The sequence below is a fragment of the Pseudomonadota bacterium genome, assembly GCA_022361155.1.
GTDB lineage: Bacteria > Myxococcota_A > Polyangia > Polyangiales > JAKSBK01 > JAKSBK01.
The window spans coordinates 1-14,878 of record JAKSBK010000218.1; the positions used below are offsets into that span (position 1 = coordinate 1).

General features: G+C 63.4%; 8 protein-coding genes and 1 pseudogene. 5 read left to right on the top strand and 4 right to left on the bottom strand.

Annotated features, from left to right (window positions below):
* Together MJD61_08365 and MJD61_08370 are read left to right on the top strand one after the other, a co-directional pair.
* Positions 1 to 781 (top strand): DUF2961 domain-containing protein (locus MJD61_08365; protein ID MCG8555289.1); only part of this gene is annotated, 781 nt, incomplete at its 5' end.
* A 454-nt stretch (positions 782 to 1,235) separates the two neighbouring features.
* Complete coding sequence (locus MJD61_08370; protein ID MCG8555290.1) at positions 1,236 to 4,244, top strand: TonB-dependent receptor; 3,009 nt, start codon at positions 1,236 to 1,238, stop codon at positions 4,242 to 4,244.
* 105 nt (positions 4,245 to 4,349) lie between these two features.
* Here MJD61_08370 and MJD61_08375 read toward each other — a convergent pair.
* Positions 4,350 to 5,339 (bottom strand): annotated as a pseudogene (locus MJD61_08375) (IS630 family transposase).
* A gap of 49 nt (positions 5,340 to 5,388) precedes the next feature.
* On the opposite strand from MJD61_08375, the gene MJD61_08380 reads away from it, so the two are divergent.
* Positions 5,389 to 5,646, top strand: coding sequence for a MarR family transcriptional regulator (locus MJD61_08380; GenBank protein ID MCG8555291.1), 258 nt, complete (start codon positions 5,389 to 5,391; stop codon positions 5,644 to 5,646).
* A 62-nt stretch (positions 5,647 to 5,708) separates the two neighbouring features.
* Here MJD61_08380 and MJD61_08385 read toward each other — a convergent pair whose 3' ends face one another.
* Positions 5,709 to 6,398 (bottom strand): hypothetical protein, encoded by a 690-nt coding sequence (locus MJD61_08385; protein MCG8555292.1) that lies wholly within the window; start codon positions 6,396 to 6,398, stop codon positions 5,709 to 5,711.
* Between the two features lie 647 nt (positions 6,399 to 7,045).
* Here MJD61_08385 and MJD61_08390 point away from each other — a divergent pair.
* Complete coding sequence (locus MJD61_08390; GenBank protein MCG8555293.1) at positions 7,046 to 7,615, top strand: YqgE/AlgH family protein; 570 nt, start codon at positions 7,046 to 7,048, stop codon at positions 7,613 to 7,615.
* Positions 7,616 to 7,791: 176 nt separating this feature from the next.
* Here the strand turns inward: MJD61_08390 and MJD61_08395 are convergent, their stop codons facing one another.
* The gene (locus MJD61_08395) at positions 7,792 to 8,430 is read right to left on the bottom strand and encodes a HEAT repeat domain-containing protein (GenBank protein ID MCG8555294.1); all 639 of its coding nucleotides are present in this window, start codon (positions 8,428 to 8,430) and stop codon (positions 7,792 to 7,794) included.
* A 284-nt stretch (positions 8,431 to 8,714) separates the two neighbouring features.
* Positions 8,715 to 12,392, bottom strand: a complete 3,678-nt coding sequence (gene mfd, locus MJD61_08400) for a transcription-repair coupling factor (protein MCG8555295.1) — start codon at positions 12,390 to 12,392, stop codon at positions 8,715 to 8,717.
* A 99-nt stretch (positions 12,393 to 12,491) separates the two neighbouring features.
* Between mfd and MJD61_08405 the strand changes: the two genes are divergently transcribed.
* The coding region (locus MJD61_08405) for a sulfatase-like hydrolase/transferase (protein MCG8555296.1) at positions 12,492 to 14,878 on the top strand (2,387 nt) is incomplete at its 3' end.

Here is a 14,878-nt window from a genome sequence, read left to right on the forward strand (position 1 = left end):
ACCGCTGGCGGGCGCTGGCGCCATCCGGAGGCTCCGTCTCACGCTCCAAGCCGGCAACCAAGCGGCAGCCCTCAGGCAGACCTTGCTGGAGCTCGGCTTCGACGGGCGGCAGACGGCGCGGGTTCCAGTTGGGCTTTTCTTCGGCACCGGAAGCAAGCGCTTCGAGGCCCTGAACGAGTGGTACCGAACTGTCGATCCCGCGACCGGGCAGATGACCGTGTACTGGACCATGCCCTACCAGGCGAACGCGAATGTGCGCGTGGTCAACAGCGGGGATCAACCGGTTCAGGTCGACCTCGAGGTCGAAACGGGCGCTTGGAGCTGGACCCGGGACTCCATGCACTTTCACGCCGCATATCGCGAAGACCTGCGCCTGCCGACGGTTGGGGCGCAAGGCAAGGACTGGAACTACGTCACGATCCAGGGCAGGGGCGTGTACGTGGGCGACACGCTCGAGGTGTCCAAGTCAGCCCGCAGCTGGTGGGGTGAAGGGGACGAGAAGATCTTCGTCGACGGGGAAGCCTTTCCTTCCCATTTCGGTACCGGGACAGAGGACTACTATGGCTATGCCTGGGGCCATACCGAAACTTTCAGCCAGCCGTTCATCAGCCAGCCATTGGGCGATGCGAACCAGGCTTCGGGCACTACGGTGAACAGCCGTACGCGCGCGCTAGACGGCATTCCGTTCGACCAATCCCTGAAGGTCGATATGGAGGTCTGGAACTGGCACGGCGGTCCGGTGGACTACTCGGTGGCGACCTTCTGGTACCAGATCCCGTGAGCAAATCGGGGCCAGCCTAGTACCTCGCCACGGGAGTCTCCTTCGGTGATGTGGAGCGGGATGGCCATGGCTGCACGGCGCCACTGGTTGGCCAACGGCTGCTTGGCCCTTGGGCATGTGCTCCCGACAAGGTGACTGCACGGGCGACGAACTGGACTGCACACCGATAGCCATCGAGCGTGCTCAGCCAAGCCATGCTGCGCGAAACACGTCCACCTGCCTCTGGGCTGCCTGGCTGCCTGGGCTCAGGTATCCGAGATCATTCATTTTCACATATGCTTTGCACACACAAATGCTTACCGTATACTGCGCGCGCCTTTGGACCACACCAACGGTCCGCGGGCTTCGACGGCGCTTCAATACCCGAGCTGTCTGCGGGCAGACCCACTCCCACAATGCCTGGGCCACAGCTTCGCGAATACATCACTTGATACATCACTTGAAGGGGAACGCCATGCCGTACGACACGATAAGAGAGGAAGACGTTGCGCCTACTTCAGCTGTGCAGCTCCTGCCCGCCCACACGCCATCCGACCCCGCGGGGTTGCGCGATGCTCGGTCCGGAGTTTCGGGACGGGCACTAGCGTACTCGAAGTTGCTGTGGGGTGCCCTGCTCCTCGTACTTCTTGCCGCCACACGGTCGGCAACCGCGCAAGCACAGGACGAGGGTGGTGGTGACGAACAGGGGACTGACGAACAGGGGACTGACGAACAGGGGACTGACGAACAAGGGACCACCAAAAGCGATCGTCCCAAGAACGTCGAACAGATTCGCATTACCGGTATTCGGAGCAGCATCCAGCGTGCCCAGGACACGAAACGCGAAGCCGATTCGGTGGTGGATGCGATTTCGGCAATCGGGCTTGGACGGTTCGCTGACACCTCGTTGGCCGACGCGTTTCAGCGTATCCCCGGCGTACAGATCCAGCGCAACGACGGCGCTCAGGAGGGAGATCGAGCCTCTGTACGCGGTCTAGGTCCCGCTTACGTGAAGACCACCATCAACGGAAGGACTCCCCTGTCCTCGGGAACCGAGGCGCTGACCAACCTTCGGGTCTTCAACCTGGACGTCATTCCCACGAGCATCATCTCCGGCACGACGGTCAAGAAGACAACGACTGCGAGCGACGTGGAGTCCGGCCTTGCGGGCCTCGTAGAGATCCAGACCCGAAAGCCGCTGTTCGATGCCAATTACAGGACCTACGACAACTTCTTCGGGTCGGTCACCACGCAGGCTGATCGCGGCTCGATAGGCCGCCGCATCGGGCCCCGCGTGAGCGGCATAGTAGGCGGCAGAAACGACGACCACACCTTTGGAGCGTACCTGATGGGCCTCGCGGGCAAGTCGTATCCAGGGCGCAATCAGCTCTTTCCTGGCATACGCAAGTACAACATCCAGATGGACACCAACGGTGACGGAATCCGCGACCAGGTCATCCCGGACGTCTTCGTCATCAACGACATCGATTTCGAACCGATCCGCGAGGCCCGAGGTCGCAGCTCTCTTGCGGGCGCCGTACAGTGGCGGCCCTTGGGCAATCTCGAGATTTCGGCAGAAGGCGTCTTCACGTACTACAACAACGTCTCCTTCCGTAACCGGATTGCGCCGGTCTATGGCGACGCCATTCAGAACACCGTATTTACTCCCGATCAACTCGTGATCGATCACACCAACACGCTGCAGTCCGTCGCACCCGGAGTCCTGGAAGTGAACTGCTTCAACGACAGGGAGCTCGATCCTGTCACGCTGCAGCCCGTAATCAAGGCCGGACCGGCATGCAGACAGGGGGTTCCGGTGCGCTTCATACCCTTCTATTTCAGCAACAAGACCAAGACCACCGTCACGGGGATCAACTTCGACTACAAACCAACGGAGACCTTCAGAGCGAAGCTCGACGTGAGCTACAACCGTGTGGACTATTTCCAGGATTTGGATTTGCCCATCATGATGCAAACCATCGATGCCAGCCAGGTGAGCTTCAACACGGACAACGGACTCTTTAGCTCCGATCTCGGTCAATTCCCTTTGAATGGCTTCGACCTGCCGCGGGGTCAAGCCTTGATACGTGACGTGTTCATGGACGGTCAGGAGCTCGGCTTCAGGCTCGACTTCGAGAACGCCCTAGATTACGGCGTGCTGGACTCCATTGAGTACGGGGCGCGCGTAACGCGGGCAGACGTGGACTCGACCCGGACGAACATCCTCGACGCGACCCAAGATCGAGTCACCATGGAATACCGGTATTCTCAGACTGATATCAACGCGAGAGCGCTTCAGGCGATCGCCCAGGATCGGACGAGCGATTACAACTTCTTCCCCGGGAAGGGCGTGCTGGCGAATGAGTTTCCCATTGGCAGTCGTGATCAGCTATACGCCGCTATTCCAGAGCTGGGCCACCAACAAGATCTGGGCGTCGATCCGGCAAGCTCGTTCGCGTACGTCGAGGATGTGGCTGCGCTCTACGCCGAGTCCAACCTGAGAGGCGAGCTGCTGGACAGAGATTTCGGGGGCAATATCGGTGTGCGGCTGGTGGGTGTCCGGGTCGCAGGTGAGGGGTTCGCCGTTCAGGAGGACGGGTCGCGCAGTCCCATGTTCGCGAGCAACACGTACTGGCGGCCGTGGCCGAGCGCGAACGTCAGCTTGGATCTGCAAGAGGATTTGGTCCTGCGCCTCGCCGCGGGGCGGGTGCTCTCGCGGCCCAACCCCTCGGATCTGGCTCCCCGGCAGGGCGCGATCAGACCGAACTCGGTTGGTGATCCCTGGATAGGCAAGATCGGAAATCCAGAGCTCAAGCCAACCACGTCATGGAACTTCGATGCGACGCTCGAGTACTACACTCCGAACGATGGCTCGGTGATTCTAAGCGGCTTCTATAAAGAGGTGACAGATTTCGTCTATGTACAGACGACCGTCGGGTCGCTTCCGGGTTATCCAACTGCTGGATCAAACATGTTTATCTTCACGCCGCAGAACATATCGGACGGGCGGGTATTCGGGTTTGAGCTGGGCTTCAACCAACCATTCACGTTCTTGACCGCTCCGTGGGACGGTTTTGGGCTGCAGGGGAACTACACGTTCGTGAGGAGCAAATTTGACAACGCGGAGGTCGACGACGGGGGTTATGGCTTCCCGGGGGCATCGCGAAACAACATCAATGCAATCGGCTACTACGAGAAGGGCCCGATTGCGGTGCGGGTCGCCTACGTGTATCGAGACGATTTCTTCAGAAACCTAGCGGGACAGGGAGCGCAACAGGAGAACGCCCAGCCGGTTTGGACACAGGGTAACCAGCGTTTCAACATCAATGCGACCTTCCATATCACCGATAACTATTCGGTGTTTGCAGACGTGAACAACATCTTTGCCGAGGGACGCCGGGACTTTTACTATCAGCGGGAGACCTTCAACGGGGCCTTCGAGCGAGAAGCGACGCTTACGTTGGGGGTTACAGGGGCGTACTAGTACTAGTGCTAGGGAGTGTCTTCAAAACGATTGCAGGGCAGTTGATCTGAGGGAAGTGGCACGTTTCAGGTGGCCAGGACCAAGGTGGTATTCAGACGCTGCGTGGTCGTGGTCGTCCCCGATCCGTCTTTCGAGACACTGCGTCTTCATGACGCCGATCTCGATTTCGACCATGTTGAGCCAGCTCGCGTGTTTCGGGAGGAAATGGAACTCGAGCCGTCGGAGAATGCGTCGGGCCTCCTTGGCCGTGAAGGACCGATAGAGCGCAGCTTCGGTATGGGTCGAGAGGTTGTCGAGGACCACGCGGATGCGCTCGGCCTGCGGGTAGTGCACATCGACGAGTTCGCGCATGCACTCAGCGAAGTCGGCGGACTCGCGGTGATCGGTCACCTTCACGTGGCGCCAGGGTCTATGCGCGTCGAGGAATACGAATAGGTTCGCCGTTCCATGGCGGCGGTACTCGTAGTCGATCCGAGCTGGACGACCGGGAGCCGCGGGAATCGGAGTGCGGGTCTCTCCGATGAGCTGGGTGGGGGACTCGTCGAAGCACACAACGGGCTCTGCGGCTGAGGCTTCCTCAGCGTAGAGCTCGAGGACGTCCTCCATCCGGGCGACGTACTCCGCATCGACGCGGGGGATGCACCACATCTTTTGCAGCCACGGCTTGAGCTTCTGTTCGCCAAGGCGGCGCCGGACGGTTTCGCCCGACAACGACGTGTGCCCCGTCATCGAGACAAAGGCGTCGGCCAGGAGCTGCATCGTCCAGCGGGCTCGCCCCGCTGGCGGCTTGGAGCAGGCGACCGCCACCAGCAGCGCCTCTTCCTTGCCCGTGAGCTTACGGCTGCCGCCTGGGCGGGGCTCGTCGTCCAGCACGACATCGAACTCCCGCTCCACAAAGCGCTTCTTGGCCCGGTACACGGTCGACGTGCCCACCCCGACGAGCTCGGCGATGTCCTGATCGCCGTAGCCCTGGTCAGCGGCCAACAAGAGCTGCGCTCGCTTCACCTTCCTGGCCAGCTTGCTCCCGCTGTTGACGAAAGCCTGAAGCGACTCGCGCTCCGCTGTGGTGAGCTCGACAATATACTTCATGTTCATCCAGAGCCTCCTTTCCTCGGAGGCCCAACCAGATCAGGCTGTGGCCACGATGTCCATCCCCGCCGCCACCAAGCCTGCGTTCACAGAGCTCCAGGGCCAGTACCTGGCCTTCATCTACGCCTACTCGAAGATCCATCGGCGTCCGCCGGCGGAGGCTGACATGCAGCGCTTCTTCGAGGTCACCCCCCCGTCCGTCCATCGAATGATCCGCGAGCTCGAGAGCAAAGGGCTCATCCGTCGAACCCCCCGATTGGCACGAAGCATCGAACTGCTCGTCGCTCCCGACGACCTCCCCGTGCTCCGATGACTCCGAGCCAACCGATCATCTCCCCTGTGGAGAGGCACTAGTGTCCTGCATCCCAAATCTCCCTAGTGTCCTGGAACAGTGAAGCGGTAGGTAAAGGCCAAGAACGGGACCCCAAACAGCCGACCGAGCTGCTGGCTCGGGGTCAGCCTGGCCTGCCTTTGGGCTCTCATGACTCTGATGAAGGCGACGTCGAGAGCCCAGGTGGGTCCTCCAAAGCGGCACCCGTAGTTGACCGACCAGACCGGCATCTGCTCCCCAAAGAGGTCTGCCAGGTCTTCGATCGCGGTCATCAGCCCGCTGTACTCGAGCAGCAGCGAGACGTTGCTGGAGATACGTACGACGAAGCCGGCTGCCAATCCCACAGGTAGCACCACGTGAAGCTGATGGTGGGCGATCAGCATCCCGCTTAGACTGAAGTGCGAGTGGCAACCTCGCACGAAGCAAAACGTGGCGGAAGCTCCGATGCGCCCGAACAAGACTTGATCCGATTCGGAACCCAGGTAGTCGATCGCCGTGAGCGCAGCGACCCTGAGCGACTCCGAACGATAGACGTTGGCCTTGAGCGTCAGCTCGGCGATGTGGGAAAGCGTTTCGGAGTCAACCAGCCCGGTAAGCGTGGCCTGCACAGCATCCGAGAAGGCATAGCCGAACTGCAGGAGGAAGATCTCGTACGACGAGAAATAGGCGGTACCGGCCGGCTGGGTCTCCGCCGTCGATGCCAGCACCACGCGATCCGGGTTCGCGCTGAGCAACCGGAGGTCGTCGGCGGGCCGAGCTCGCTTTGCGGGCGCTTGTGTTCCCCGTGTCGGATCGATGGCCGAGCCGTGCTGCAGTGTCGGGCGTCGCTGCTTGATTGGAGCAAGGCCCGTTGCAGGGGCCTGTGCCCTTCCCGGAAGCCGGCGAGCGGACCCTGCGGGCACGGGGTCTGCCGCTGTGCGTTCGGGTGCTACTTGCGCGTTCGCGTTGCCGCGAAGCAAACCGTCCCTGGCAGGCTGACGCGCAGCGGCAGATTGCGCGCTCCCGCGAGGGGCGAACGCCGCCCACAATGTCGTCATGAGTAGCAGCTGTGCCAGCCCCGCAGCCCGCTTACATTGGTCATCCAATGCCGGGCGCACTGTTGACTTGTAACCGGGTGTTGACTCGCGGCCGGCTGTCGATCCGTGCCCGCAAGGGTGGTACGAGCGCGACAACGGTCGATCCGCGCTGCAAACGGAGGCAGAGCCGGCACCATCGACACACTTGCCGGTGCGTTGCGACTCCCCGAGGCGGCGATGAGGTTCTCGCCGGAGAGCTCCTGCGCTGGTCATCGTCGCTCGTGTGTCATCGTGCACCGGATCTACCGGGGCGTCTAGTCTGGGGTGGCTCGCTTTCGAGGGCGAACAGTGGCACCCTAACAGCGATGGGCTCGCAGCTCTCACCCGGTTTGTTGGTCGCAGCGCCTGCGTTGCTGGACCCAAGCTTCCGGCGCTCCGTGGTGTTGCTCGTCGAGCACAAGGCAGAAGGTGCTCTCGGTTTCGTGGTCAATAGACCGTCGCCGTTCAACCTCTCCGGGATCGCGTCCCAATTGGGCATGGAGACTATCGAGGGGGATCTCGCGGAATCATCGGTTCTGGTGGGAGGGCCGGTCGCGCCGCACACAGGCTGGATTCTGTACGACCACGCCGGCTACGACGAGAAGAGCGACGAGATGGTAGAGGTAACCTCCCGCCTGGCGGTAAGCGCGTCGCGCGATCTGCTCCGGCGTGTCCTCACGGGGCAAGGGCCGAGCAAGCAAGTACTGGTACTGGGCTACGCTGGTTGGGGTCCGGGCCAGCTGGATCACGAGCTGTCGCAAGGCGCCTGGATTCCGTCCGAGCTCGACGAGCGCATTCTTTTTGAAACGCCTTACGGTGAGCGTTGGGGCGGTTCCTTGAAGGCGCTCGGAATCGATCCCGCCAGAATCGTCGCTTCGCCCCCCTTCGAGGCGTAGGGAGGCGCTCAGTGCGTATTCGAGGCTTCTTGAACACCCCAGATTAACTTCGTGCCGTCGTACACGGAGATCTGCGGCCGACGAGAACGGGCGGACTCGATCCACAGCCGCGAGTCCAGCTTCCTCGGCCGGCAACCCCGGTCGGTCTCCAGAGAGAGCGCCGGCGCCGATGGGAACTAGCCGCCTCGCAGCGACGCGATCGTCTCCCGCACAAGATTGCTGATGACCACCCTCGTCCCCGAGTCCGGTTCGTCCAGCGTGACTTCGCGTTCGTCGTCCATGAGAGCCTCCAGCGGAGCGATGGCCTCCGGGGCTCCGAAGGACGCCAGGGCCTCCACAGCGGAGGCCACCACCTCGCCCGAGCGATGCGAAAGGAAGCGCGCGATCAGCGCGACCGTATTTGCCTCGCCGATCTCGGAGATCACCCAGGGTAGCTCGGCCATCGCAGGGCCCTCGCCCCCGGCTTCGAGCGCACGCTCGATAGCACGGACCACGTCTAGATGGCGTTCGTAGGCGACATCGACAATCGCGTCTGCCGCGTGCACGCGCACCGAGGGGTCCTCGCTGTCGAGAATACCGATCAGGGTATCCGCCATCCCTGCAGCTGGAACCTGGGCGCACATATCTGCGAGGCGCTCCAAGCGCAAGACGCGTTCCCTCCTATCCTCCAGCGAGCTGGCTTGCCGGACGGCTTGGGTAAGCAGCTGTGCCGCTGCGTGGGAATGCTCACGGGCTACCACTAGCGCCTCGAGCCGGCGCAGTTCGCGATCGGCTTCGAAAATGGCGTCCAAGTGGCGTTGTAGGTCGGCGGCCATGGTGCTCCGGTGTCGGTGTTCTTCTGCAGTGCTCCAACCTGAACTCCAGGGACCTCGATGCTTGCGGGTCGAGCTACCAACACGGTGAGTTGCCATTTCCCTCTTGCTGTTCTTTCGTAGCCCCCGTTAGGACCCGCCGCACAATAACCTGTGCATATCGCAAAGGACCGGGCGTCGCCGGCAAGGCGCGACGACGAGGGATACTGCGGGCATTTCGAGGAGGAGCAACACAGCCAGCGGCGTTTGGGGCCTGCGAGGTGAGCAGGCCACTGTGTGGCGGGTCCTTACTCCGCGTGCGCGCTGGAAGTCAAGCGCAGCAGCTCATGCAGGACGTGCTCCGCACCTTCGATCGCACCTCGGTCTATCGCCTCGTCGAAACGGCGAGTGAGCTTCATGTCAGGTGTCAGTCTCCACTGGGGGCTCGTCGTCAGGCTGGCGATCTGGTGGCGGTCGAGCGGCGTATCATGGCGGAAATGCAGGGTCACGCGTCGCCTGTACGCCTCGCAACCGACCACCCTGAGACGGCGCAGCAGTGGACGCAGTGCCATGCTGCGCACGAGCTGTTGTGCCGGCAGCGGTGGTGGCCCGAAGCGGTCTTCCATCTCCGCGGCCATCTCGGTAATGGCACCTTCGCTGCTCGCGTCCGCCAGACGCTTGTACAGAGAGAGCCGGACACCGACGTCACCAATGTAGTCCTCAGGCAGGTAGGCATCGGCATCGAGTGTGAGCTCCGGGTCGACCTCGTGTATCCGAGCTTCACCGCGTAGCTCGGCAACAGCCTCTTCGAGCATGCGCACGTACAATTCGAAACCGACGCTCGCGATGTTTCCGCTCTGCTCCGCCCCCAAAAGGTCACCGGCTCCTCGCAACTCCATGTCCAACGAGGACACCTGAAAGCCTGACCCGAGCTCGCTGAAACGCTGCAGCGTTTCGATGCGGGTGCGAGCCTCGTCCGTCATCCGGTTGGGGGCGGGGGCGATGAGGTAGCAGTAGGCGCGTTCTTTGGCTCGCCCGACGCGGCCTCGCAGCTGATAGAGTTGAGCCAACCCGAACAGGTCGGAGCGATCGATCAGCATCGTGTTGGCACGCGGGATGTCGAGGCCGTTCTCGACGATCGCCGTGGAGCACAGAACGTCGTAACGTCCCTGCACGAAATCGGTCACGACGCGTTCGAGCACGCTTTCCTTCAGCTTGCCGTGTGCGATGGCGAACCGCACCCGAGGCAGCATCTCTTGCAGCCGCGCTGCCCGCTCGTACAGGCCCTCGATGCGGTTGTGCACAAAGAAAACCTGTCCGCCTCGGGATAGCTCGCGCTCGATGGCTTCCCGGATCACGCCTTCGTCCCAGCGTGTCGCGAACGTGCGTACCGCACGCCGATCCGCGGGTGGCGTCGTTATCAGAGAGAGGTTCCGAATTCCACCTACCGCCATCTGCAGCGTGCGCGGAATGGGAGTCGCGCTGAGGGTCAGGACGTCGACTTCCTTACGCAGTGTCTTTATGCGCTCCTTGTGAGCGACGCCGAAACGCTGCTCTTCATCCACGACCAGCAGTCCCAGTTTCCTGAAGTGCACGTCCCGTGACAGCAGCCGGTGGGTCCCAATCACGACGTCGCAGGTTCCGTCCTTGATCCGGCGCACGAGCTCATTCTGTTGCCGCTTCTGGACGAAACGGGAAAGGACGTCCAGCTCGAGGGGGTAGGGTGCGAATCGCTCGCGGAAGGTCATGAAGTGCTGCTGCGCCAGCACTGTAGTGGGACAGAGCACGGCGACCTGCCGGCCGTTCATGGCGACGCGAAAGGCAGCCCGGAGCGCGACTTCCGTCTTGCCGAAGCCGACGTCGCCGCACACCACGCGATCCATCGGCTCCGGCGTGTCGAGGTCGTTCATCACGTCGTCGATCGCTCGGGCCTGGTCGGGCGTTTCCTCGAACGGGAAGGCGGCTTCGAACTCGGTGTAGATCGAGTCCGGTGCTGGCAGGGGCGGGCGCGTCCGAGCGGACCGCTCGGCGTACAGCTTGAGCAAGTCGTCGGCGAGCCTCCGAATTGCGCCGCGCACGCGGGACTTGGCTCGGTTGAAGGTCTGTCCACCCAGGCGATCGAGCTTCGCCTTCGAGGCTTCCGAGCCGCTGAACTTCTGGATCTGATTGAGCCGAGTGACCGGCAGGTAGAGTTTGTCGCCGCCGGCGTACTGGACCACCAGTACTTCCACCGATACCGGCTTCAGGCCGTGAAGGCGGTCCCCTTGCGAAAGCGGCATGTGCTTGCGCTCCAGACCAAGATAACGGCCAATTCCGTGGGTCACGTGGACCACGAGGTCACCCGGGGCGAGCTGTCTCAGGTCTTCCAGAAAGGCGCGCCGGCGGCTTCGGCTGTCGCGATCGTCGCGCTTTGTTCGGCGCTCGAGCCCGCGCGATCCAAACACGTCCTCTTCGGAAACACAGATCAGGCCTTGCGAGGGCCACGCGAAACCGTCTTTGAGCGGTCTTGCGAGTAGCTCGAGCTGGCGCGGCAGCCAGTTCTTCGGCAGGGCCTCGTACGATGGCCGGGGAGCTGCGGGGACCGGCACGCCGTACGTCTTGAGCACGGACAGCAGGCGCTGGGCTTGGGTCTGGCTGCGCGCAGCGAACAGCACCCGAAACCCCTCATCGAGCCAGACGCGAGCGCGCTCGGCCAGTGGCGCGAGCGGTTCGTGGCGCCGCGCGCTGGCTTTGGGCGCAGCGCCGGCCAGGGCGCGCAGCTCCGTTTGGGCCTGCGCACCGAGATCCATGGCGTCTTGTGGTGCGGCGGTTTCGAGCCAGCCGAGCGGCCCTTCCTGCACGGCGTCCGGCGTGCCGGCCACGAGCAGTCGATGCAGGACCAGCGTGGTCGAGGCCGTCAGTCCGTCCGCGATGCCCTGTTCGTTCAGGTAGTGGGCGGCGACAGGGTAGGCAGGCTCCTGGTTTGCAAGCGCGGCATCGTGGTCGCGCTTTGCGCGACCGAGCTCCGCCCTGGACGAACGCGCGACGGCGCTAGGGTCGATGATCACGCGCGGCACGTCGTCGGGCAGGTGGTCAAAGAGCGAGACCAGGCGGGGCTGAAACGCGGGGACGAAGCGCTCGCCGTTGAGGAAGGCACGCCCGCACAGCACGTCCTCGATCAGCTGACTGCGTTGGCGCGTGGGCATGTTCACGTCGTCGCACAGCTCGCCGAGGCGTCTCTTGACGTCTTCGAGTGTGGTGGATTCCGACACGATTGCCTCGCGCACTGGATAGACCCAGAGAGACACGTCTTGCTCCGCGTTCAGCTGAGCGACAACTTTTCGCTGAGTGTCCGGGTCAAAGCGCTTGAGCGAACACACCAGCTCATCGTCGAGCTCGAGGCGTATCGGGTAGCGTTCATGGGGTGGAAAAACGTCGACGACCGCGCCTCGCACGGCATAGGTGCCGGGGTCTTCCACGACGGGGACGCGTACGAAGCCACCGTCCGCGAGGGCTGCAAGGAGCCGATCGCGATCGATCTCGTCCCCGGTTTCTACGCACAGGGAACGGTAACGTAGGGCCTGCGGCGGCATCACTTTGCGGGCCACGGCCTCCGTTGAAGCCACGATCAGTCGCCAAGGGCGAGCGTGGGCCAGATGAAAGAGCACGGCGAGGCGCTGCATGCTCGCGCGACGATCGGTGGTTACGTCCACAAATGGGCTGACCTCGCTTGCCGGATACGACAAGGCTCGCGTTGCCTCCTCTTCCCCCAAGAAAAAACGCAAGTTCGCCATCAAGCGACTCGCAGACTCGGTGTCCGGCGTCACGACCAGCAAGGGCCGGCCACGCTCGCCGAGCCGTGCGAGCGCCAAGGCCGCGGCTCCAAGCGGCAGGCCAAGTGCGTCCACACGGCCGCCCGCCTCGAACGCCGCCACGAGGTCAGCGAGCGAGGCGGTCTCGCGCGCCAGGCTAGCGGTCAGCGAGAACGAGGATCCCTCAGATGTCATGAGTGGGGCGGTCTATCGGATCGCCTGTGTCCGTGCAAACTGCCTGCAAGGGTAGCTTTCTGGGATTCTGAGACCAGGTGATTCTGCTACGTTGCGACGATGGTCTCAGCGAGCTCGCCCGGCCCAGCCAGCCGCAATTGGAGCGCGCGCGTGCGGGTCGCGGTCAGGCGCCCCATGGGAGCCGTCGCAGCACACGTCCTTGCGGGATTCCTGGCCGGGGTGGGTCTCGCCCTCGGAGACGCAGCCCTCGCTTCGGCGCGCAGGGTGGCCAGCACGCTGCATGCTGCGGATGAGGCCAGGGTAGCGGTACACTTGCTCGGTCTGTATGTGCCGCTGACAACGACCCTGGCTGCGCTGCTCGGAATCTGCAGTCCGGTGCTGATCCGGGCGCTCGCTCTGGAGCACATCGATCGTGCGGTCGGTCCATCGAGGCATTGGTTCGAGCACCGCCCGGACCTCTTTTCCTGGGGCGTATCGGTTCTCGTTGGCGTCGTGGCTTTCTTCACTGCGCTTGCGGGCTTGTTCGACCACTTCAGTACGCGTTATCACAGTCAGGAGCTCGCGACCCTGGCAATGGCTGCGGCCGGTTTGACCGCTACGGCGGTGCTCGTGGTGGCGGTCAGGGTACTCGCGCGCGTACTCGGTTGGTTCGCGAGCAAGCTCCCGCGAGCGGCATCGTTTGCCGGATTGCTGGCTTTCGTGACCGGTTGTCTCGGGGCGTTCGCGCTGAGGCTCGTCTTGTTGCCGCCTGCGTTCATCAGGCACATCGACCTCGCCGCCCTGAGCCTGCTGGCAGCTGCAGCAACGGGCTACCTCTTGCTGGTTCGGCTTGCGGGTGTGTCTGTGCGCCGGTGGCGCCGCCCCACGCTAATGGCCGCGACGCTCGTCCTTGCGGCCGCCTGGGGAGCCGGGGCGCTGGTCTCGCTGCGCTTCAGCGGCAATCAGCGAGTCAGGGTGCAGCTGGTGCAAGCCTCGGTGGGCGGGCGCAGCGTGCTGCGTCTCTACCGCGATCTCACGGATCGTGACCGCGACGGGTATTCCTGGGCTTTCGGAGGCGGTGACTGCGATGATGCGGATCCCAACGTGTATCCCGGCGCGCTCGATTTGCCCGGAGACGGCGTCGACGCCGATTGCTTTGCGGGCGATGGCGGTCCCGAGGTGCAGGGCGTTACAGGTGGCGGCTACGGCGAGCTGCCGAGCGCCCTGGAACGACCGAACCTGATGCTCATCACCATCGACGCACTGCGTCCGGATCATCTGGGGTCGCGCGGCTATCGGCGGGCCACGTCGCCGAACCTCGACCGGTTCGCCGCCAACGCTGTGGTCTTCGAGCAGGCCATAGCGCAGTCGTCGCGTTCGGTGCGCTCCATCCCGGCTGTGCTGACGGGCTTGTATCCGTCTCAGATTGCATACGGCAGCGAGTACTTGTGGCCCGCGTTGGAGCCGTCCAATGTCACCGTTGCCGAGCTGCTGCAGCAGGCAGGCTACGAGACCGTGGCCGTGATGGGGACCAACTACTTCAAGCGCATGGGCCACCTCTACCAGGGTTTCGGTCGCGTCGACGAAGACCGCGCCTACAAGCCGCCGCGCACGCGTACCGTGGCGAGGGCCAGAGCGGAATTGCGGCGGTTGCGAGAGGGCTCCGTGCCGTGGTTCCTGTGGGTCCATGTTTTTCACGTGCACGAGCCCTACTTGCACGATCGTGCGCGCTCCCGCTTTGGGCCTACGTACATGGGTGCCTACGACACCGAGATCCTGCTCACCGATGGTCACCTGGGGCCCTTGCTCGAGGATCTCGAGGAGCTTCCGGTCGCGTCAAACACCGTGGTTTGGATCGCTTCGGACCATGGCGAGGCCTTTGGAGAGCACGGCGCTTTCGGCCACAGCTACACGCTCTTCGAGGAGGAGCTGCGGTCGCTTCTCATGGTGCGTGCGCCCGGTTTCGCTCCCCGTGTGGTGCGGAGGCCGGTCGCGCTCATGGACCTGTATCCGACGCTGCTGAATCTCGCGGACATCGGCATGCCCCGAAAAGGATACGCTCGCAGTCTCGTGCCCCTGATGAGAGGCGCGCAAGCGTCGTCCGAGCCGCGTGCGATCTTCAGCGAGCTCTTGCCCGATGGCTCCCTGCCGTTCGACCAGAAAGCGATGCGGCTCGGTAGCGAGAAGCTCATCTGGTGGGTGCGAGAAGAAGCGTACCAGCTGTACGACCTGCGCCAGGACCCGTCCGAGCAAACAGATCTGTCAGACACCAGGAGAGCGCGCGCACGGGAGCTGCTTGGGATGCTGCGATCGTTCATGGCGCGCCAAGGCCTGAGCGCGCACCATCGCAAGCAGATCCTGCGTCAGCACGTGCTGTCCGCGCCACCCGCCGAGCTCGACCGGCACATGGACGTTCGCTATCCCGGGCGCTTCACCCTGCTCGGATACAACCTGAGCGACACTCGGTTGAAGCCGGGCGACCGCATCCGGCTCGAGTTTTTCTATCG